Annotated in this window: 2 protein-coding genes; both read right to left on the reverse strand. The window is 73.8% G+C overall.

Translation table 11 applies throughout. The annotated features are described in order from the left end of the window. Nucleotides 1-125: 125 nt before the first annotated feature. Nucleotides 126-13,559: an amino acid adenylation domain-containing protein gene (locus tag AB0J72_RS41425; protein ID WP_363409656.1), complete on the reverse strand. Its 13,434-nt coding sequence runs from the start codon at nucleotides 13,557-13,559 to the stop codon at nucleotides 126-128. Then, a complete protein-coding gene (locus tag AB0J72_RS41430; RefSeq protein WP_363409659.1) occupies nucleotides 13,559-24,037 on the reverse strand; it encodes an amino acid adenylation domain-containing protein in 10,479 nt (3,492 codons plus the stop codon). Before AB0J72_RS41430 ends, AB0J72_RS41425 begins: the two co-directional genes overlap by 1 nt.

The raw sequence follows: 24,037 nt of genomic DNA on the forward strand, positions 1-24,037 counted from the left end.
AGAAGGTCATCAACTCGGTCACCATTGCCATAATTGGACATGTTGTCAAGAAGGCCCGAAAGACAGCCAGCGAGTTCTCAGTAGCGACCTAACGGACATTCGATACGGAGCGGGCGAAGCGCCCATCAGTCGGTGACCCTCCGCTCCAGGAAACCCGCCGCCGCGGCCCAGACCTCGCCCAGCCACTCCGGCTCGACCATCTGGCTGTGGCGGCAAGGGATCTCCGCCTCCCAGATCGTGCCGGTCACGAACGGCTCCCAGTCCCGCGCGGTCGGCGCGTGCTCCTGCCGGCCCTCCCCCGCGACGAGCACCATCGCGTCGCCCTCGAACCGCCCGTAGGTGTGCTCGAGGGAGATCCTCTGGTTGTTCAGGAACAGGCGGGCCAGGTGCATGCAGTCGTCGTCGGACAGCCCGCCGAGCGGCCCGGCCATCCGGCGCACCCAGTCCCGCAGGGCGAGCAGCTCCGCCTCCGGGTCCGCGGGCGGCATCTCGTCCAGCTCCTCGCCGTCGGCCGGCAGGTCGAGCGACACCGGCCGGGGCGGGTAGATGTCCAGGAGCAGCAGCGCCGAGACCTCCTCGCCGGCCTCCTGCAGCCGCACCGCGACCTCGTGCGCCACCCGCCCGCCGGACGACCACCCCAGCAACCGGTACGGCCCGGCCGGCTGGACGCTGCGGATCTGCTCGATGTAGTCGAGGGCCATCTCCGCCAGCGATCCGGCGAACTCGCCGTGCCCGTCCAGTCCGCGCGCCTGCAGCCCGTACACCGGGACATCGCCCGGCACGAACCGCGCCATCGGCATGTAGCACCAGCTCATGCCGCCCGCCGGGTGCATGCAGAAGATGGCCGGCTGGTCACCCTGCGCCCGGATCGGCAACAGCACGTCGAGCACGTCCCGCATGGACGACAGCCCGAGCCGGTCCATCAGGCCGCGAACGGTCGGGGCCGCGAAGATGTCGCGGACCGCGAACGACATGCCCCGGTCCTTGAGCCGCGCCACCGCCCGCACCGCCAGCAGCGAGTGCCCGCCGAGCGCGAAGAAGTCGTCGTCGACGCCGACCGACGCGACGCCGAGCACCTCGGCGAACACCTCCCGGATGTGCCCTTCCAGGGCGGTGATGTTGGTGTTGTCGGCCGTCACCACCGTCTGGTCCGGGACGGGCAGCGCCTTGCGGTCCAGCTTGCCGTTGGGCATCAGCGGCAGCGCGTCGAGCACGACCACCGCGGCGGGCACCATGTACGCCGGCAGGCGCAGCGCGGCGTCCGCCCGCACCTGCGCGGGCAGGTCGCCCGGGTCCGCCGCGCCGCCCGCGACGACGTAGGCGACCAGCCGCCGCTCCCCCGGGACGTCCTCCCGGGCGAGCACCGTCGCCTGCGCCACGCCGGGGTGCGCGGCGACGGCCGCCTCCACCTCGCCGAGCTCGACCCGGAACCCGCGGATCTTCACCTGGTCGTCGGCGCGCCCCAGGAACGCGAGGTCGCCGCCGGCGCTCCAGCGCACCACGTCACCGGTGCGGTACATCCGGCCCCCGTCGCCGAACGGGCAGGCCACGAACCGCCCGGCGGACAGTCCGGGGCGGCCCAGGTAGCCGCGGGCCAGACCGTCCCCGGCGATGTACAGCTCGCCGTGGACCCCGGGCGGCACCGGGGCCAGGGCGTCGTCGAGGACGTAGACCCGGGTGTTGGCGATCGGTCCGCCGATCGAGGTCAGGTCGGCGGCCGCCGCGTCGGTGCGCTTCGCGGTCGACCAGACCGTGGTCTCGGTCGGCCCGTACAGGTTGGTCAGCGACGGCGTCCGGTCCAGCAGCGTCCGGGCCAGGTCGTCGGGCAGCGCCTCGGCGCCGACGTACACCCGGACCCGCGTCCAGTCGACGTGGTCCTGGGCGTCCGCGACCAGCCCGCGCCAGAGGCTCGGCGTGGCGTGCACGACCGTCGCGGCGCGGGACCTGATCAGCTCCCGCAGCGCCCACGGGTCCAGCACCTGCTCCTGGGACGCGAGGATCATCGGCACGCCGCTCACCAGCGGCAGGTAGAACTCGAGGCCGGCCATGTCGCAGCCGACCGTGCTGACGGCCAGCAGGCGGTCCCCCGCCCGGAACTCGAACCGCTCCCGCATCGACATGAGGAAGTTGACGACGGCGCGGTGCCCGACGAGCACACCCTTGGGGCGGCCCGTGGAGCCGGAGGTGTAGATGACCCAGATCGGGTGCTCCGGCAGCAGCTCGGCCGCCCGCTCCCCCGCTTCGACGGGGGCGGCGGAGAACCCGTCCAGTGCACGGGTGTCGTCCAGCAGCACGACCGGCACGAGGTCCTCGCCGCCGACGCGGACCTCGAACTCCTCCAGGCGCTCCAGCAGGCTTCCGTCGCTGACCAGGCAGACGGCGCCGGAGTCGGCGAGGACGAACGCGGTCCGCCCGGCCGGGTAGGCCGGGTCGATCGGCAGGTACGCGGCGCCGGCCTTGAGGACCGCCAGCAGCGCCACCAGCAGGTCCACCTTGCGCTCCAGGACCACCGCGACGATGGACTCCGGCCCGACGCCCCGGCCGATCAGCAGGCGGGCGAGCCGGTTGGCGCGGGCGTCCAGCTCCGCGTAGGTCACCTCCGCGTCGCCCGCGATCACCGCGACGGCGCCCGGTGCGCGGGCGACCTGGGCCTCGAAGAGGCCGACGACGGTCGTTTCGGGCACCCCGGCGGCCGTGTCGTTCCACCCGTCGAGCATCGTCTCCCGTTCGGCGTCGGCGAGCACCTGGACCTCGCTGAGCCGGATCTGGGGGTCGGCGCTCACCGCGTCCAGGACCCGCACCCACCGCTCCGCGATCCGCCGGGCCGACGCCGTGTCGAACAGGTCGGTGGCGGCGACCAGGCCGCCGTGCATGCCGGCCGGTGCGCCCGCCGCGTCGTACACCTCGCCGAGGCTGAAGTCGAGGTCGAACTTCGCCGTCGCCGATTCGCCGGCAGTGCCACGCAAACCGGATTCCTGCGGGTCGTCCGTGGCGCGGTCCTGCGGGTCGCCGGCCGCGGTGGCGCCGGTGACCGTGGCGCGGTCCTGGAGCAGGAGCATGACCTGGAACAGTGGGTGCCGGGCCAGGGAACGGGCGGGGGCGAGCTCCTCGACCAGCCGCTCGAACGGCACGTCGGGGTGCTCGAAGGCGCGCAGCGCGGTTTCCCGGACCCGCGCCAGCAGCTCGGCGAAGGTTGGGTCACCGGCGAGGTCGGTCCGCATCACGAACGTGTTGACGAAATAGCCGACGAGGTTGTCCAGCGCTTCGTCGGTACGGCCCGCGACGGCCGATCCGATCGGGACGTCCGTGCCGGCGCCGAGCTTCGACAGGAGCGCGGCCAGCGCCGCCTGCAGCACCATGAACACGGTGGCCCCCTCCTCGCGGGCGACCGCGAGCAGCCGGGCGTGCACGGCGGCGGGGACCTCGATCGGGGTCCGGGTGCCGCCGTGGCCGATGACGGCCGGGCGCGGCCGGTCGAACGGCAGGCTCAGCTCCTCCGGCAGCCCGGCGAGCGCCTGCCGCCAGTAGGCGACCTGCTGGGAGATGAGGCTGCCGGGGTCCCGGTCGTCGCCGAGCAGCCGCCGCTGCCACAGCGCGTAGTCCGCGTACTGGACCGGCAGCGGCCGCCACGCCGGCTCCCGCCGTTCGCGCCGGGCGGCGTAGGCCGTGGTGACGTCGTCGCCGAGCGGCGCCCACGACCAGCCGTCGCCGGCGATGTGGTGCACCACGACGGTGAGCACGTTGACGCCGGGCTCGGCGGTGAAGAGCCACGCCTTGACGGGCACCTGTGTCGCCAGGTCGAAGACGTGCCGGCGGGCACCCGCGACGGCGGCCGGCAGCTCGTCCGCGGCGACCTCGACCACCTCCAGCTGCCAGTCCAGGTCGTCGAGGTCGATGATCCGCTGGAACGGCTCGCCGTCGGCCGCCGGGAAGACGGTGCGCAGCACCTCGTGCCGGCCGAGCACGTCGCGCAGGGCGGCCGCGAGCGCGGCGCGGTCCACGTCCGCGGCCATACGGACGGCGACGGGGATGTTGTAGGTGGCGCTCGGCCCTTCCAGCTGGTCGATGATCCAGAGGCGGCGCTGGCCGTAGGACAGCGGGATCCGCGCGGGGCGCTCCTGCGGTGTCAGCGGGTCGCGCGCCGTCCCGGCCGCCGACAGCCGTGCGGCCAGCCCGGCGGGTGTCGGGGCCTCGAACAGGGTGCGGATGTCGACCTCGGTGCCCAGGAGCGTCCGGATGCGGCTGACGAGGCGGACGGCGAGGAGCGAGTGCCCGCCCAGGTCGAAGAAGTCGTCGTCGACCCCGACCGCTTCGAGGCCGAGGATCTGCGCGAACGCCTGGCACAGGAGCTCTTCCCGCGCGTTCGCCGGACCGCGGCCCGACCCGGCCGTGGTCACGAACTCCGGCGCCGGCAACGCCTTCCGATCGAGCTTCCCGTTCCCGGTCAACGGCAACGCGTCCAGCGTCACCACGGCGGACGGCACCATGTGCTCAGGCAACCGCACCGCCACGAACTCCCGCAGGGTTGCCGGCTCGACCGCACCGACCACATACGCGACCAGACGTCCATCCCTGACCACCACCGCGGCCTGCTCGACGTCCGGGTGCCCGGCCACGACCGCCTGCACCTCACCCGGCTCCACCCGGAACCCGCGGATCTTCACCTGCTCGTCGACCCGGCCCACGAACACCAGATCCCCACCGCCGGTCCACCGCACCAGGTCCCCGGTCCGGTACAACCGGCCGCCGTCAACGTCGAACGGATCCGCGACGAACCGGGTCGCCGTCAACCCCGACCGCCCCACATAGCCCCGCGCCACCTGCGCACCCGCCACGTACAGCTCACCGGCGACACCGACGGGCACCGGGCACAGCCGCTCATCCAGCACGTACACGCGCGTGTTCGCCACCGGCCGACCGACCGGAACGACCGCGTCGGCAGTCAGCCGCGTCGTGAGGACACCGACCGTCGTCTCCGTCGGACCGTAGTGGTTGAACACGTCACGCGCGGCGACCAGATCACGCACCAGGTCCGGCGACGCGGCCTCACCACCCAGCACCACCGTCTGGCTGGGCAGCACACCCGCAAGCCCGGCAGGGCCGGCGGCCAACGCCGACAGATGCGACGGCACCACCTTCAACCCGTCGACCCGCTCCGCCGCGACGAACTCCGCCATCGCCGCCGGATCCGTCACCACCTGCTCCGGCGCCACCACCAGCGTCCCGCCCGACGACAACGCCCCGAACACCACTGTGTTCCCGAGGTCCGTCACCTGACCCTGCAGCACACCGAACCGGCCCGGACCCGCCAACCCCACCTGCGACGGCACCCAGCCCACGTAGTTCGCCAGCCCGCCGTGCGTCACGCCGACGCCCTTCGGCACACCGGTCGAACCCGACGTGTACACCACGTACGCGAGCTGCCCCGGCAGCACGTCGTCCTCGAGGGGCTCACCGGGCAGCGACGACAGCCGGGCCGCGACCCGCGGGTCGTCCAGCGCCACGGTCCGCACCCGGCCGGCCGGCAGCTCGTCCAGCACGTCCTCGACGCCGACCAGCACCGCAACCCGCGCGTCCGCGACCATGAACCCGATCCGTTCCACCGGGTACGACGGATCCAACGGCAGATACGCGCCGCCGGCCTTCCACACCGCCAGCAACCCCACGATCATGTCCACCCCGCGGGGCAGACACAGACCCACCACCGACTCCGCACCGACCCCGAGCCCCCGCAGGTACCGGGCGAGGCGGTTCGCCCGCGCGTCCAGCTCCGCGTACGACAGCTCGGAACCGTCACACACCAGCGCCACCACGTCCGGCGTCCGCGCCACCTGACCGGCGAACATCGCCGGCACCGTCACCGCCGGCAGCGCCGCCCGCGTGTCGTTCCAGTCGACCAGGACCCGGTGCCGTTCGCCGGCGTCGAGCACGTCGATCGCGGACAACCGCAGGTCCGGTTCGGTGGTGACCGCCGCGAGGACCCGCGCCCACCGCTCGGCGATCACGGCGACGGTGCCGACGTCGAACAGGTCCACCGATCCGCTGAACCCGCCGTGGATCCCGGCCGGCGCGCCGCCGGGGGCGAACGCCTCGCCGACGATGACGTCGATGTCGAACTTGACCGCCGACAGCACCGGTTCCGGCTCCGCGGACGCGGCCTCCGCTGCGGCCACCGACACCTCGCCGGCCCCGACGCCGGGCAGGTCCAGCGTCGCGTCGGCGTTGTTCTGCATGGTCAGCAGGACCTGGAACAGCGGGTGCCGGGACAGCGAGCGGGACGGGGCCAGCTCCTCGACCAGGCGCTCGAACGGCACGTCCTGGTGTTCGAAGCCGGCGAGGCTGGTCTGCAGCACGCGGGTCAGCAACTCGGCGAACGTCGGGTCGCCGGCCACGTCGGTGCGGATGACCAGCGTGTTGACGAACGACCCGACGAGCTCGTCGAGCGCCTCGTCGGTGCGCCCGGCGATGGCCGAGCCGATGGGGATGTCGGTGCCGGCGCCCAGCTTCGAGACCGTCACCGCCAGGGCGGCCTGCAGCAGCATGAAGACCGTCACGCCCCGCTCGCGGGCGACCCGGCGGATGCGGGCGTGCACGTCGGCGGGGATGTGGACCGGCATGGTGTGCCCGAGGTGGCGGGCCACCGCGGGGCGGGGCCGGTCGGCGGGCAGGGCCAGCTCCTCGGGCGCGCCGGCGAGCGCCTGCCGCCAGTACGCGACCTGCCGGGCGATCAGGCTGCCGGGATCCTGGTCGTCGCCGAGCAGCGCGCGCTGCCACAGCGTGTAGTCCGCGTACTGCACCGGCAGCGGCTGCCACGCCGGTGCCTGGCCCTGCAGGCGGGCCGCGTACGCCGCGGAGAGGTCGGCGGCGAGGGGCCTGGTCGACCAGCCGTCGCTGGCGATGTGGTGGACGACCACGACCAGGACCCGCTCGGCCCGGTCCCCGCCGGTCACCGTGAACAGCGACGCCCGGATCGGGATCTCGCTCGCCAGGTCGAACGCGTGCCCGGCCGCCGCCTCGACCAGGGCCGGCAGCTCGGCCGGGGTCACGGCCGCGGTCCGCAGGTGCCAGTCGAGCTGGTCGAGGTCGATGATCCGCTGGAACGGCTGGCCGTCGTGCGTGGGGTACACGGTGCGCAGCACCTCGTGCCGGCCGAGCACGTCACGCCAGGCGGCGGCGAGCGCGGCCTCGTCCACGTGGCCGGACAGCCGCAGCGTCACCGGCTTGTTGTAGGTCGCGCTGCGGCCTTCCAGCTGCGCGATGAACCACAGCCGCTGCTGCGTGAACGACAGCGGCAGCCGCTCCGGCCGGCCCGCCGGGACCAGCGCGGTGCGTGCCGTGCCGGCGGCCCCGAGCCGCCCGGCGAGGGTGGCCGGGGTCGGCGCCTCGAACAGGCTGCGCAGCGACACCTCGATGCCGAGGGTGGTGCGGATCCGGCTGACGAGGCGCACCGCGAGCAGCGAGTGCCCGCCGAGGGCGAAGAAGTCGTCGTCGACGCCGACGGCGTCCAGCCCGAGGACCTCAGCGAAGGCCAGGCACAGCAGCTCCTCCTGGACGCTGGCCGGGCCGCGGCCCTTGCCCGCGCCGAAGTCCGGCGCCGGCAGGGCGTTGCGGTCCAGCTTCCCGTTGCGGGACAGTGGCAGCTCGGCCAGGGTCACGACGGCCGCGGGCACCATGTACTCCGGCAGCCGTGCGCCGGCGAACGCCCGCAGCTCCGCGTGCTCGACATCGCCCACAACGTAGGCGACGAGCCGCTCGTCCTTCACGACGACCGCGGCCTGCGCCACCTGCGGGTGCCCGCTCAGGACCGCCGCGATCTCGCCCGGCTCGATCCGGACGCCGCGGATCTTCACCTGCTCGTCCGCCCGGCCCACGAACACGAGGTCACCGTCGCCGGTCCAGCGGACCAGGTCGCCGGTCCGGTACAGCCGTCCGCCGTCGCCGAACGGGTCGGCGACGAACCGCTCCGCGGTCAGCCCGGCCCGGCCCACGTACCCGCGGGCGAGCTGGGCTCCGGCGACGTACAGTTCGCCGGCGACCCCGACCGGCACCGGGGCCAGCCGCTCGTCCAGCACGAACGAACGGGTGTTGGCGACCGGGCGCCCGATCGGCACCGCGGCGGCGCCGTCGCGCGGCACCTCGCCGGCGGTCTCGGTCGGTGCCTCGGCCGGGCCGTACAGGTTGAACAGGGTCGCGCCGGGCAGCACGGCGAAGCACCGGTCCCGCACGCCGGGGCCGAGCGCCTCGCCCGAGCACACCACGCGGCGCAGGCCGGCGCAGTCCGCGGCCCCGGGCTCCGCCAGGAACGCGTCCAGCAGCGACGGCACGAAGTGGACGGTGTCGATGTGCCGGTCGCGGATCAGCCCGGCGACGTAGGCGGGGTCGCGGTGGCCGCCGGGCCGGGCGATCACCGTCACCGCACCCTGGATCAGCGGCAGGAACAGCTCCCACACCGACACGTCGAACCCGAACGGCGTCTTGTGCAGCAGGCGGTCGCCGGCGGCCAGTCCGAGCCGGGACCGCAGGGCGGCGAGGCGGTTCACGACGCCGGCGTGCGACACCACCACGCCCTTGGGCACACCGGTCGACCCGGACGTGTACATCACGTACGCCGGGTGTCCCGGCAGGACCGGCAGGACCGGCGGGACCGGCAGGACCGGCGCGGCCACGTCCCCGGTGTCCGGCGTGGCGCAGGCGCCGTCCAGGTCGACGACGAGCACGCCGGCCCCGGCGACCAGGTGGCCGGACGCGGCGTCGGCGAGGACGCTCGCGGCGCCGGCGTCCGCCACCATGAACGCGATCCGTTCCGCGGGGAGCTCGGGGTCGACCGGCAGGTACGCGGCGCCGGCCCGCAGCACCCCGAGGAGCGCGACGACCATCCCGACCCCGCGCTCCAGGCACACCGCCACGACCGTCTCCCGCCCGACGCCGTGCCCCGACAGGTGCCGGGCCAGCCGGGCCGATCGGGCGTCCAGCTCCCGGTACGACACGGTCTCGTCCTCGCACTCGACCGCCGGCGCATCGGGGGTCCGCGCCACCTGCGCCGCGAACTGGTCCAGCAGCGTCCCGCCGGGGAGGTCCGCGGCGGTGGCGTTCCACTGGTGCAGCACCCGTTCCAGTTCCGCGGCGTCCAGCACGCCGACCCGCGACAGCGGCGTCTGCGGCCCGCCGCCGGCCGCCTGCTCCAGCGCCGCCACGAGGTCGCCGAGCGCGGCGTGCAGCATCCCGGCGACCGCCTGCGGGTCGATGGGGGTCACCGCGGCCACCACGAGCCCGAAGCCGTCGCCGTTGTCGTCGACCGAGACCGACAGCGGATAGTTGGTGCGTTCCCGCGAGTACACGGTGCGGACCCCGCCGCCGGACGTCCCGGTGTCGCCGGCGGGCCCGGTCTCCGCGGCGCGCACGGCGTTGTGCCGGTAGTTGAACAGGGTCGTGAACAGCGGCGCGTCGGCCGGCACCTGGCTGGCCCGCTGTGCCAGCGCGAGCGGCGCGTGCTCGTGCTCCAGCAGCTCGGCGAGTTGCCCGCGCATCGACCTGACCGCGTCCAGCACGTCGAGGTCGCCGGTGCGCACCCGCACCGGGAGGGTGTTCATGAACAGTCCGGGGACCCGGTCGGAGCCGGCGCCGGCGTTCATGCGACCGAACAGCACGGTGCCGAACACGACGTCGTCCCGGCCGGACACGACGGCGAGCACGCGGGACCACGCCACGTGCAGGACGGTGGCCGTGCTCGTCCCGACGTCGCGGGCGACCTTGCGCAGCCGCTCCGCCAGGTCGGGTTCCACGGCCACGCCGACCCGCACCGCCGCCGATCCGTCGCCGCGCACGTCGGTCACGCCGAACGCGGCGGTCGGCTCGGCGACCCCGTCGAGCAGTCGCCGGAAGTACTCGTCGTGGGCGCCGTCGCGCAGCCCGGCACGGGCCTGCGCCACGAAGTCCCGGAACGGCAGCGGCTCCGGCAGGCTGTCGTCCCGGCCGGTCAGCACGGCGTCGATCTCGGCCAGGATCACCTCCAGCGCGGTGTGGTCCTGCACCAGGTGGTGGGCGCGCAGCAGCGCCAGCCGGCGCCCGCCGGGCAGCTCGGCGACGTGCGCGTCCAGCAGCGGCGCCCGGCGCAGGTCCATCGCCAGGCCGACCGCCGTCACCAGCGCCTGCGCCGGGTCGGCACCGTCGCCGTCGATCCGCACCTCGGTGACCGGGAGCGTGGCGGTCCGCCACACGACCTGCACCGGCTCGTCCAGCCCTTCCCACAGCACCGCGGTGCGCAGCACGTCGTGCCGGTCGATGACCCGCTGCAGCGCGGCGACGAACCGGTCGAGGCCGGGCCGGTCCTCGAACTCGAGCACGAACGGCGTCACGTAGGCGTCCTGTCCGCCGTCGGCGAGCAGGTGGTGGAAGAAGATGCCTTCCTGCAGCGGCGCCAGGGGGTAGATGTCGGCGACGTTGGCCGCGCCGCCGTCGACGGTGGCGGTGATCGCGTCGATCTCCGCGCCGGTGAGGTCGACCAGCGGCAGCATCTCCGGCGTGATGGCCTGCGCGCCGGCGGGGATCCTGTTCGGCGGCACCTGCACGGCGACGGCGCCGGTGGCGGCGGCGAGCCCGGCGGGCGTCGGGGTCAGGAACATCGCCCGCACCGACACCGGCACGCCCCGGACCCGCAGCCACTCGACGAGCCGCACGGCGAGCAGGGAGTGGCCGCCGAGGGCGAAGAAGTCGTCGTCGACGCCGACGGTGTCCAGGCCGAGGACCTCGGCGAAGCCCTGGCAGAGCAGCTCTTCCCGCACGTTCGCGGGGCCCCGTCCCGTGCCCGCGGCGAACGACGGTGCCGGCAGCGCCTTGCGGTCCAGCTTCCCGTTCACCGACAGCGGCAACGCGTCGAGGGTCACGACCGCGGCCGGCACCATGTAGTCCGGCAGCCGGGTCGCCGCGAACTCGCGCAGCGCCGCACCGCCGGCGTCCCCGACCACGTACGCGACCAGGCGCTCGTCCCGGACGACCACCGCGGCCTGCGCGACCTGCGGGTGTGCCAGCAGCACCGCTTCGACCTCGCCGGGCTCGATCCGGAACCCGCGGATCTTCACCTGCTCGTCGGACCGGCCGAGGTACACCAGGTTCCCGTCGGCGTCCCACCGCACGACGTCGCCGGTCCGGTACAGCCGGCCGCCGTCGCCGAACGGGTCCGCGACGAACCGTTCCGCCGTGAGGCCGGGCCGCCGTACGTAGCCGCGGGCGACGCCGGATCCGGCGACGTACAGTTCGCCGGCGACGCCGGCCGGCACCGGTGCGAGGCGGTCGTCGAAAACGTAGGTCCGGGCGCCGCCGATCGGGCGGCCGATCGGCGGGATCCAGCCCGCCTGCCGGGCCTCGCCGTCGTCGAACCACGCCGTCGCGTACACGGTCGCCTCGGTGGGGCCGTAGATGTTGGCGATGACGGCGTCCGGCAGCGCGGCCCGCAGCGCGTTGAAGACTCCTGCCGTCAGGCCTTCACCGGCGAGCACCACCACGCGGGTGTCGAGGTCGCCGAGGACCCGGACCAGCGCCGAGGGCACCGCGCTCACCAGTGAGACGTCCCCGACCCCGCGGTCGGCCAGGGTCAGCAGGTCCTCGACCAGCCGCACCGACCCACCGGAGCACAGCGGGCCCAGCAGCTCGAACACGGACACGTCGAAGCTCAGCGACGTCGACCCCAGCACCCGGCCGAAGTCGGCCCCGAACCGCGACCCCGCCCACGCGACCAGCGCAGCAACCGACCGCTGCTCGACCACGACGCCCTTCGGCCGGCCCGTCGACCCGGACGTGTACATCACGTACGCCGCACGGCCGGCCGGCGCCACAACCGGCGGGGCGTCGTCCGCCGCCGCCTCCTCGGGCCACGAGTCCGGCGTCAGCACGCAGACGGGCGCCGCGTCCTCGAGCATGAACTCGACCCGCTCCGCCGGGTACGACGGATCCACCGGCAGGTACGCGCCGCCGGCCTTCCACACACCCAGCACCGCGACGAGCATCTCCAGGCCGCGCGGCAGGCGCAGCGCCACCACCGACTCCGGGCCCACCCCCAGCATGGTCAGGTGCGCCGCGAGGCCGGCCGCCCGGGCGTCCAGCTCGCGGTACGACACCGCGAACCCGTCACCGACCACCGCCACCGCGTCCGGCGTCCGCGCCACCTGCGCCGCGAACATCTCCGGCACCGACATCTCCGGTGCCACGAACGCGGTCTCGTTCCACTGGCGCAGCACCCGATCCAGCTCGGCCGCGCCGAGCACGTCCACATCGGACAGTCGCAGGGTCTGGTCGGCGGCCACCGCCTCGACGACCCGCACGAGACGTTCGGCGATCAGCGCGACCGTGCCGGGGTCGAACAGCGCGGCCGCGCCCGTCACCACGCCGCGCAGCCCCGCCGGCGTGCCGTCGCCGGTGAACGTCTCGCTGAAGCTCACGTCGATGTCGAACTTCGCCACCGACACGCCACCGACCGCGGCCGGCTCGGCCGGGCCGGCGTCCTCGACGGTCAGCATCACCTGGAACAGCGGCTGCCGCGACAGCGAGCGGACGGGCGCCAGCTCCTCCACGAGCCGCTCGAACGGCAGGTCCTGGTGCTCCAGCGCCCGCCATCCGGTCTCCCTGGTCCGCGCGAGCACGTCACGGAAGGTCGGGTCGCCCGCCAGGTCGGTCCGGAACACCAGCGTGTTGACGAAGAAGCCGATCAGGTCGTTCAGGGCTTCGTCGGTACGGCCGGCGACCGCCACTCCGATCGGGATGTCCGTGCCGGCGCCGAGCTTGGACAGCAGCACCGCCAGGGCGCTCTGCAGGACCATGAACACCGTGACGCCCTGTTCGCGGGCGATCTCGTGCAGGCGGCCGTGGACGTCGGCGGACAGCCGCAGCCCGGCGGTGTGTCCGCGGTGGTCGGCGACGATCGCACGGGGCCGGTCGAACGGCAGCCGCAGCTCGTCCGGCGCCCCGGCGAGGGCCTGCCGCCAGTACGCCACCTGCCTGGAGATGAGGCTGTCCGGGTCGTTCTCGTCGCCGAGCAGCTCGCGCTGCCACAGCGTGTAGTCCGCGTACTGCACCGGCAGCGGCGCCCACCGCGGCGCGTGCCCTGCGGCGCGGGCCTCGTACGCCGTGGTGATGTCCCTGATCAGTGGCCCGTTCGACCAGCCGTCGGTGGCGATGTGGTGGATGACCAGGACGAGGACCCGCTCCCGCGCCCCCGCGGTGAGCAGCGTCGCCCGGATCGGCACCTCGGATCCGAGGTCGAACACGTGCCCGAGCGCCTCGTCGATGGCGGCGGACAGCGCGCCGGCCGGGACGTCCCGGACGTGCAGGTCCCAGTCCAGCTCCTCCATCGTGAGGACGCGCTGGAACGGTTCGCCGTCGACGACGGGGTACACCGTGCGCAGCACCTCGTGCCGGCCGAGGACGTCCCGGAGGGCGGCGGCGAGCGCGGCGTGGTCGATCCGGCCGGGCAGCGGCAGCACCGTCGGCAGGTTGTAGGTGGTGCCCGGGCCTTCCAGCTGGCCGATGAACCACAGCCGGCGCTGCGCGTAGGACAGTGGGTACATCAGGACTCCTTCGAGTCGCGCATCGGCCGTAGCGCCGGCCTGGCTGGCTTCTGGTTCGGTGGTTCGGAGAGCTGATCCTGGAGCTGGTTGGCGAGACGCGCAACGGTCGGCCCGTTCAACAACGTGCGCAGCGGCACCTCGATCTGGAGCAGCGAGCGGATCCGGCTGATCAGCCGCACCGCGAGGAGGGAGTTGCCGCCGAGGGCGAAGAAGTCGTCGTCGACGCCGACCGTCTCGAGGCCGAGAATCTCGGCGAACGCCTGGCACAGCGCCGCTTCGTGGGCGTTGGCCGGCCCGCGGCCGCGCCCGGCCGCTGCCGCGAAGTCCGGTGCGGGGAGTGCCTTCCGGTCGAGCTTGCCGTTCACCGTGACCGGCAGCGCGTCGAGGGTCACGACGGCGGCGGGCACCATGTACTCGGGAAGCCGCGTCGCGGCGAACTCCCGCAGCGCCGGACCGTCGGCGGCGCCGACGACGTACGCGACGAGCCGACCGTCCCGGGCGATGACGGCGATCTGCTGGACGTCCTCGTGCGTGGCGAGGACCGCTTCGATCTCGCCCGGCTCGATCCGGAACCCGCGGATCTTCACCTGCTCGTCCGAGCGGCCCAGGTAGACCAGGTTGCCGTCGGCGTCCCACCGGACCACGTCGCCGGTGCGGTACAGGCGGCCACCATCACCGAACGGGTCGGCGACGAACCGCTCCCCCGTCAACCCGGCGCGGTCGCGATAACCGCGGGCCAACTGGGCGCCGGCCAGGTACAGCTCGCCGGCCACGCCTGCTGGGACCGGTGCGAGCCGGTCGTCCAGCACGTACACCCGGGTGTTGAACACCGGGCGGCCGATCGGCACCACCGCCGAGCCATCGGCGACGACCTCGAACTCGGTGACGTCCACCGACGCCTCGGTCGGCCCGTACAAGTTGAACAGGCCGACGTCCGGCAGCACCTGGAAGAACCGGTCCCGCACCGCTGCGCCGAGCGCCTCGCCGGAGCACACCACCCGCCGCAGCCCTGTGCAGTCTACGGCCTGTGGCGCCGTAAGGAATGCCTCCAGCATCGACGGCACGAAGTGCACCGTGTCCACCCGCTCGTCGCGGATCAGGTCAGCGACGTAGGCCGGGTCGCGGTGACCGTCGGGGCGGGCGATCACCATCACCGCGCCCTGGATCAGCGGCCAGAACAGCTCCCAGACCGAGACGTCGAACCCGAACGGCGTCTTGTGCAGAACGCGGTCGCCCGGCTGCAGCCCGAACCGGGACTGCATCCACACCAGACGGTTCACGATGCCGGCGTGCGACACGACAACGCCCTTGGGCAGTCCGGTCGAACCGGACGTGTAGATGACGTACGCCGGGTTGTCCGGCAGCACCGGTACATCCGCGGCGGACGCCGATCCGGACGCGTCGGTCTCCTCCGTCACCACGAAGGCGGCGCCGGCCGTCATGAACGCCACCCGCTCAGCAGGCAGGTCCGGGTCGATCGGCAGGTACGCCGCACCCGCCTTCAGCACACCCAGCAGCGCCACCACCATGTCGACACCGCGAGGCAGTTGAACACCCACCACCGACTCCGGACCGACACCACGGTCGATCAGCAGCCGCGCCATCCGGCTCGCCCGGTCGTTCAGGTCGCGGTATGACACCGACGATCCCTCGAACACCAGCACGGCAGCGTCCGGTGTCCGCCCGACCTGCGCAGCGAACAGCTCTGGAAGCGTTGACGCCGGAACCGAGGCCGCCGTGTCGTTCCAACCACGCAGCACCTGGTCCGCGTCGGCGGTGTCGAGCACCTCGATGTCCGCCAGCGGGGTCGGTGAACCGCTCTCCAGCGCCGTCACGAGGCTCGCCGCCGCCGTGGTCACCATGCGGATCACCGCCTCCGGGTCGATGGGCGCGACCGCGTCCACCACCAGCCGGAACCCTTCGCCGTCGTCGTCGACGGCCACCGACAGCGGGTAGTTGGTCCGCTCCCGGACCAGGACCTGCCGCACCTGCCGGCCCCCGCTGTCCGGCGCCGGTTCCCCGGCGCCCTGCTGCCCGCCGGCGTCGTGCCGGTAGTTGAACAGCGCGGTGAACAGCGGCTGCCCCGCCGGGATGGCGCTCGCCCGCTGCGCCGCCGTCAAGGGCGTGTGCTCGTGCTCCAGCAGGCCGGCCATCTGGCCGCGCATCGCGGCGACGGCGGCGAGCGCGTCGAGCTCGCCGGTGCGCACCCGCACCGGGAGCGTGTTCATGAACAGGCCCGGCACCCGGTCCGCGCCGGCGCCGGCGTTCACCCGTCCGAACAGGACGGTGCCGAACACGACGTCGTCGCGGCCGGACACCACGGCGAGCACCCTCGCCCAGGCGACGTGCATCAGCGTGGCGGGGCTGACGCCGAGCTGCCGGCCGGCCGTGCGCAGGCGCGCCGACAGGTCGGCTTCGAGCCCTCCGAAGGCGCTGACGACGCCGGAGCCGTCGCCGTGGACGTCCCTGATCCCGAACGCCGCGGTGGGTTCGTCGACACCGGCGAGCAGCTCCCCGAAGAAGCGCTCGTGCGCGCCGGTCTTCAGCGCCGCCCGGGCCTGCGCCACGAAGTTGCGGAACGGCAGCGGCTCCGGCAGGCTGCCGGCCCGGCCCGCCAGGATCGTGCGGACCTCGTCGTAGACGACCTCCACCGCGGTGTGGTCCTGCACCAGGTGGTGCATCCGCGCCAGCACCAGCAGGCGGCCGCCGGCGACCTCGGCGACGTGCAGGTCCACCAGCGGCGCCCGCCGCAGGTCCATCGCCGACCCGACCACCGACAGCAGTTCCGCCGCCGGGTCGCCGTCGCCGGACGGCAGCCGCACCTCGGTGACGGGCAGCGTCGCTTCCCGCCACACCACCTGCACCGGCTCCCGCAGCCCGTCCCACACGACCGCGGTGCGGAACACGTCGTACCGGTCGATCACCAGCTGCAACGCCGCCACGAACGCGTCGAGCGCGGCCCGGCCGTCCAGCTCGAAGACCCGCGGCACGGCGTACACGTCGTCGCCGCCGCCGGCGAGGAGGTGGTGGAAGAGGATGCCTTCCTGCAGCGGGGCGAGGGGGTAGACGTCCGCGACGTTGGCGGCACCGCCCGGCACACCGGCGATCACCGGCGCGAGCTCCTCCGCGGTCAGCTCGACGAGCGGCAGCATCTCCGGGGTGATCGCCTGCGTGCCGGCCGCGATCAGGTTCGGCGGCACCGCCACCGGCACCGGACCGGCGACCGCCGCCAGTCCCGCCGGCGACGGCGTGTCGAACAGCGCCCGGACCGAGATCGACACGCCCCGCGCCCGCAGCCACTCCACCAGCCGGACCACGAGCAGCGAGTGCCCGCCGAGGGCGAAGAAGTCGTCCTCCACCCCGACGGTGTCGAGGCCGAGGATCTCGGCGAACGCCTGGCACAGCAGTTCCTCGCGGACGTTGGCGGGGCCGCGTCCGGTCCCGGCGTTCGCCGCGAAGTCCGGTGCGGGCAGCGCCTTGCGGTCGAGCTTGCCGTTCACGGTGACCGGCAACGCGTCGAGCGTCACGACGGCGGCGGGCACCATGTACTCCGGCAGCCGCGTCGCAGCGAACTCCCGCAACGCTCCACTGTCGACGGTGCCCACGACGTACGCCACGAGCCGCCCGTCGCGGGCGAGCACCGCGACCTGGTCCACGTCCGGGTGCCGCGCCAGGACCGCTTCGACCTCGCCGGGCTCGATCCGGAACCCGCGGATCTTCACCTGCTGATCCGAGCGGCCCAGGTAGACGAGGTTGCCGCTAGCGTCCCAGCGGACGACGTCGCCGGTGCGGTACAGGCGACCACCGTCGTCGAACGGGTCCGCCACGAACCGGTCAGCGGTCAGCCCCGGACGGTTCGCGTAGCCGCGGGCCAACTGGACACCGGCCAGGTACAGCTCGCCCGCCACACTTGCTGGGACCGGTGCGAGCCGGTCGTCCAGCACGTACACCCGGGTGTTGAACACCGGGCGGCCGATCGGCACCACCGCCGAGCCATCGGCGACGACCTCGAACTCGGTGACGTCCACCGACGCCTCGGTCGGGCCGTACAGGTTGAACAGGCCGACGCCCGGCAGGACCTCGAAGAACCGGTCCCGCACGGCCGCACCGAGGGCCTCACCGGAGCACACCACCCGCCGCAGGCCGATGCACGCAGCCGCTTCCGGTGTCGCCAGGAACGCATCGAGCATCGACGGCACGAAGTGCACCGTGTCGACCCGCTCGTCGCGGATCAGGTCGGCGACATATGCCGGGTCGCGGTGGCCGTCGGGGCGGGCGATCACCATGACGGCGCCCTGGATGAGCGGCCAGAACAGCTCCCAGACCGAGACGTCGAACCCGAACGGCGTCTTGTGCAGTACCCGGTCGCCCGGCTGCAGACCGAACCTGGCCTGCATCCACACCAGACGGTTCACGATCCCCGCGTGCGACACCACGACACCCTTGGGTTGCCCGGTCGAACCGGACGTGTAGATGACGTACGCCGGGTTGTCCGGCAGCACCGGCACATCCGCGGCGGGCGCCAAACCGGACGCGTCGGTCTCCTCCGTCACCACGAAGGCGGCACCGGCCGTCATGAACGCCACCCGCTCAGCAGGCAGATCCGGGTCGATCGGCAGATACGCCGCGCCCGCCTTCAAGACACCCAGCAGCGCCACCACCATGTCGACACCGCGAGGCAGTTGAACACCCACCACCGACTCCGGACCCACGCCACGGTCCAGCAGCAGCCGCGCCATCCGTGCCGCGCGGTCGTCCAACTCCCGGTAGGAGACCGATTCACCGTCGAACACGAGCGCGGCAGCGTCCGGTGTCCGTGCCACCTGCGCCGCGAACAGCTCCGGAAGCGTCGACGCCGGAACCGAGGCCGCCGTGTCGTTCCAACCACGCAGCACCCGGTCCACGCCGGCGGGGTCCAGCACGCCGATGTCGGCGAGCGGGGTCCGCGCGTCGTCCTCCAGGGCGGCGACGAGGTGGGCGACGGTCGTGTGCAGCATGCCGGCGACCGCGTCGGGGTCGATCGGCCCGACCGCGTCGACGGTGATCCGGAAGCCGGTCTGCTCGTCCTCGATCGACACGGTCACCGGGTAGTTGGTGCCTTCCCGGGTGCGCACCGTGCGGACGCCGGTGAACCCGCCGGGCCCTTCGCCGCCGCCGTCACCCGGCTCGCCGGCGCCGTTGTGCCGGTAGTTGAACAGGGTCGCGAAGAGCGGCAGGTCGCCGGGCACCGCGCTGACCCGCTGTGCCAGCGCCAGCGGCGCGTGCTCGTGCTCCAGCAGCCGCGCCAGCTGCCCGCGCATCTCGTCGACCGCTGCCGCCACGTCCAGCCGGCCGGAGGGCATCCGGACCGGGAGCGTGTTCATGAACAGGCCGGGCACGCGGTCGGCGCCGGCGCCGGCGTTCATCCGGCCGAACAGGACCGTGCCGAACACCACGTCGTCCCGGCCGGACACCACGGACAGGACCCGGGCCCACGCGACGTGCATCAGCGTCGCCGGGCTCACCCGCAGCCGCTGGGCCGCCTGCCGCAGCCGGGCCGCCAGGTCCGGTGCGAGGGTCTGGCCGGCCCGGACCACCCCGGATCCGTCGCCGCGGACGTCGCTGACGCCGAACGCCGCGGTCGGCTCGTCCACTCCCTCGAGGAGGTCCCGGAAGTACCGCTCGTGCTCGCCGGTGGCCAGCCCGGCCCGCGCCTGGGCCACGAAGTCACGGAACGGCAGCGGCGCCGGTAGCGTGTCGGCGCGACCGGCGAGCACCGCCTCGATCTCGGTCGTGACGACGTCGAGGGCGGTGTGGTCCTGCACCAGGTGGTGCACCCGCAGCAGCCCCAGCCATCGGCCGTCGAGCACCTCGGCGACGTGCAGGTCCAGGAGCGGGGCGCGGCCGAGGTCCATCGACTGTCCCACCGCCGAGGTCAGCGCCGCGACCACGTCGGTGGCGTCGGCGGGGAGGCTGACCTCGGTCACCGGGAGGGTCGCGGTCCGCCACACGACCTGTACCGGCTCCCGCAGCCCCGTCCACACGACCGACGTGCGGAACACGTCATGCCGGTCGATCACCTGCTGCATCGCGGCGGCGAACCTGTCGATGCGGGTGCGGTCGTCGAACTCCAGCACGAACGACGTGACGTACACGTCGTCGCCACCGTCCGCGAGGAGGTGGTGGAACAGGATGCCTTCCTGCAACGGGGCGAGGGGGTAGATGTCCGCGACGTTGCCCGCACCACCCTCGACACCGCTGACGACCGCGTCGATCTCGGCGGGCGTCAGCTCGACCAGGGGCAGCATGTCCGGCGTGATCGCCTCCGCGCCGACGGGGATCAGGTTCGGCGGCACCTGCACGGTCACCCCACCCGACGCCGCCGCCAGCCCGGCCGGCGTCGCCGCGCCGAACAACGCCCGCACCGACACCGACACACCCCGGACCCGCAGCCACTCCACCAGCCGCACCGCCAGCAGCGAATGCCCGCCGAGCGCGAAGAAGTCGTCATCGACACCGACAGCGTCCAGGCCGAGCACCTCGGCGAACGCCTGGCACAACAGCTCTTCCCGGGCGTCGGCCGGGCCACGACCGGTCCCGGCACCGAACGACGGCGCCGGCAGCGCCTTGCGGTCCAGCTTCCCGTTCGGCGACAACGGCAACGCATCCAACGCCACCACCGCCGCCGGCACCATGTACTCCGGAAGCCGCGACGCCGCGAAGTCCCGCAACACCGCGCCGTCGACCGCGCCGACGACGTACGCCACCAGCCGCTCGTCCCGGACGATGACGACGGCCTGCGCGACCTGCGGGTGCTGGTCGAGCACCGCGGCGATCTCACCCGGCTCGATCCGGAACCCGCGGATCTTCACCTGCTCATCGGCCCGGCCGACGAACACGAGGTCCCCGTCGCCGGTCCACCGGACCACGTCACCGGTCCGGTACAACCGGCCGCCGTCATCGAACGGGTCCGCGACGAACCGCTCGGCGGTCAGTCCCGCCCGGCCGACGTAGCCGCGGGCCAGGCCGGACCCGGCGATGTACAGCTCGCCGACGACACCCGCCGGCACGGGCGAGAGCCGGTCGTCCAGCACGTACACGCGGGTGTTGGAGATCGGTCCGCCGATGTGCGGGGCCTGCCCGGCGGTCAGCGGGCCGGTCATGGCGGCGGCGACCGTCGCCTCGGTCGGGCCGTACGGGTTGATGAACCGCCGCCCCGGCGCCCACCGGTCGAGCTGCTCGCCGCTCAGCGCCTCGCCACCGGTCACCAGCGAGGTGACCGACGGCAGATCCTCGGGTGCGAGGACCCCGAGGACGGCGGGCGGCAGCCACGCGAACGTCACGTCGTGCCGGGCGATCACCTCGGCGAGGCCCGCCCCCGGCAGCAGCTCCCACGCGGGAGCGACGACCAGGCACGCGCCGGAGCTCAGCGCCAGCAGCAGCTCCCAGGTGGCCGCGTCGAAGCCGGTCGACGCGAACTGCAGCGCCCGGCTGCCCACCCCCAGCTCGAACTGCTGCGCCCGGGTCGCGACCAGGTTCACGGCGCCGCCGTGCGTGACCACGACGCCCTTCGGCGTGCCCGTCGAGCCCGAGGTGTAGATGACGTAAGCCGCGTTGCTCGCCCGCAGCTCGCCGCGTACAGGAGCGGCGGCCGGCGTCTCGATGACGGCGGGATCGTCGACGACCATCACCGGCAGCGGCGCGGGCACGGCGGCGCGGTGCGCGGAGGTCAGCACGAGCTGCGCCCCGGCGTCGGCGGTCATGAACGCGATCCGTTCGGCGGGCAGCTCCGGATCGATCGGCAGGTACGCACCGCCGGCCTTCCACACGGCCAGCAGCGCCACGATCAGGTCGGCGCCGCGGTCCAGGCAGACGGCGACCACGGACTCCGGACCGACGCCCCGGCCGGTCAGCAGCCACGCCAGCCGGTCGGCGCGGGCGTGCAGCTCGGCGTAGGTCAGCTCGACCCCGTCGCCGAGCACCGCCGGCGCGTCGGGTGTCCGTGCCGCCTGCGCGTCGAGCAGCTGCGGGACCGTCGCCACCGGGACGCCGACGGCGGTGTCGTTCCACTCGACGAGGACCTGCTGCCGCTCGCCGGCGGCGAGGACGTCCACGCCGGAGATCCGGGTCGACGGTTCGGCGAGCACGGCCTCGAGGGTCCGGACCCAGCGCCGGGCGATGCCGACGACGGTGCCGGCGTCGAACAGGTCGGCCGAGCCGATCAGCGTGCCACGCAGCCCGGCCGCGGCGCCGTCGGCGTCGAACGCCTCCGTCACCGTCAGCTCGAGGTCGAACTTCGCCGTGGCACTGGTCACCGCCGGCGCGGCCGGCCCGCCGGCGCGCAGCCCGGGCAGGTCCAGCGCTGCGTCGGCGAGGTTCTGCACCGTCATCATCACCTGGAACAGCGGGTGCCGGGCGAGGGACCGGGCCGGCGACAGCTCCTCGACGAGCCGTTCGAACGGCACGTCCTGGTGCTCGAACCCGGTGAGGGTGGTTTCCCGCACCCGGCCGAGCAGCTCGGCGAACGTCGGGTCGCCGGACAGGTCGGTGCGCAGCACCAGCGTGTTGATGAAGAAGCCGACCAGGTTGTCGAGGGCTTCGTCGGTACGGCCCGCGACGGCCGCTCCGATCGGGATGTCGGTGCCGGCGCCGAGCTTCGACAGCAGGACCCCGAGCCCGGCCTGCAGCAGCATGAACACGGTCACGCCCTGCGCCCTCGCGACCCGCAGCAGCTGGGCGTGGAGCGCGGCGTCGAGCTGCACCGGCACGGCGTGACCGGCGTGACCGGCGTGACCGGCGACCGCCGGCCGGCGGCGGTCCGTGGGCAGCGTCAGCTCCTCCGGCGCGCCCGCGAGGGCCTGCCGCCAGTAGCCGACCTGCCGGGAGATCAGGCTGTCGGGGTCGGACTCGTCGCCGAGCAGCTCCCGCTGCCACAGGGTGTAGTCGGCGTACTGCACCGGCAGTGGCGCCCACTGCGGTGCCCGGCCCGCCAGGCGCGCCGCGTACGCCACCGACACGTCCGTGGCGAGGGGGCCGGTCGACCAGCCGTCGCCGGCGATGTGGTGGAGCACCACGACGAGCACCCGCTCATCGTCGTCGCTGAGCAGCCAGGCCCGGATCGGTGGCTCGGTGGCCAGGTCGAAGGCGTGCTGGGTCGCCGCGTCGACCGCATCCGGCAGGCTTCCCGCCGGCACCTCGGCCTGCTGCAGCTGCCAGTCGAGGTCGTCCGCGGCGATGATCCGCTGGAGCGGCCGGCCGTCGACGGTCGGGAACACGGTCCGCAGCACCTCGTGCCGGCCGATCACGTCCCGCAGCGCCGCGCCCAACGCCTCCGCGTCGACCGCGTCGGACACGCTCAGCACCATCGGGATGTTGTACGTCGCGCTCGGCCCCTCCAACTGGCCGATGAACCACAACCGCTGCTGCGCATACGACAACGGCAACCGCTCCGGCCGCTCCCACGGCACCAACGGCCGGCGGGCCGTGCCCGCACCCGGCAGCCGGTCGGCCAACCGCGCCGGCGTCGAAGCCTCGAACAGCGCCCGCAACGGCAGCTCCACCCCGAGCACCGCCCGGACCCGGCTGACGAGCCGCACCGCGAGCAGCGAATGCCCGCCGAGGGCGAAGAAGTCGTCGTCGACCCCGACGGTGTCGAGGCCGAGGACCTCGGCGAACGCCTGGCACAGCAGCTCCTCCCGTACATCCGCCGGCCCACGGCCGGAGCCGGCGTGCGCGGCGAAGTCGGGTGCAGGCAGCGCCTTGCGGTCGAGCTTGCCGTTCACGGTGACCGGCAGCGCGTCGAGGGTCACGACGGCGGCGGGCACCATGTACTCCGGCAGGCGCGTCGCCGCGAGGTCCCGCAGCCCCGCCGCGTCGGCCGCGCCGACCACGTACGCGACGAGCCGCCCGTCCCGGGCGATGACGGCGATCTGCCGGACGTCCGGGTGCGTGGCGAGGACCGCTTCGATCTCGCCGAGCTCGATGCGGAACCCGCGGATCTTCACCTGGTCGTCGGCCCGGCCCAGGTACACGAGATTGCCGTCGGCGTCCCAGCGGACGACGTCGCCGGTGCGGTACAGGCGGCCACCGTCGCCGAACGGGTCCGCCACGAACCTGTCCGCGGTCAGTCCCGGACGGTTCGCGTAGCCACGGGCCAGCTGGACGCCCGCGAGGTACAGCTCGCCCGCGACCCCGGCCGGAACCGGAGCGAGCCGGTCGTCAAGGACGTAGGTGCGGGTGTTGCACACCGGACGGCCGATCGGCACCACCGCCGAGCCATCGGCGACGGCCTCGAACTCGGTGACGTCCACCGACGCCTCGGTCGGGCCGTACAAGTTGAACAGGCCGACGTCCGGCAGCACCTGGAAGAACCGGTCCCGCACCGCTGCGCCGAGCGCCTCGCCGGAGCACACCACCCGCCGCAGACCCACGCACGAACCCGCCTCCGGCGCGGCGAGGAACGCCTCCAGCATCGACGGCACGAAGTGCACCGTGTCCAC

Origin of the sequence: Dactylosporangium sp. NPDC049742 (assembly GCF_040674675.1) — a bacterium.
GTDB lineage: Bacteria > Actinomycetota > Actinomycetes > Mycobacteriales > Micromonosporaceae > Dactylosporangium > Dactylosporangium maewongense.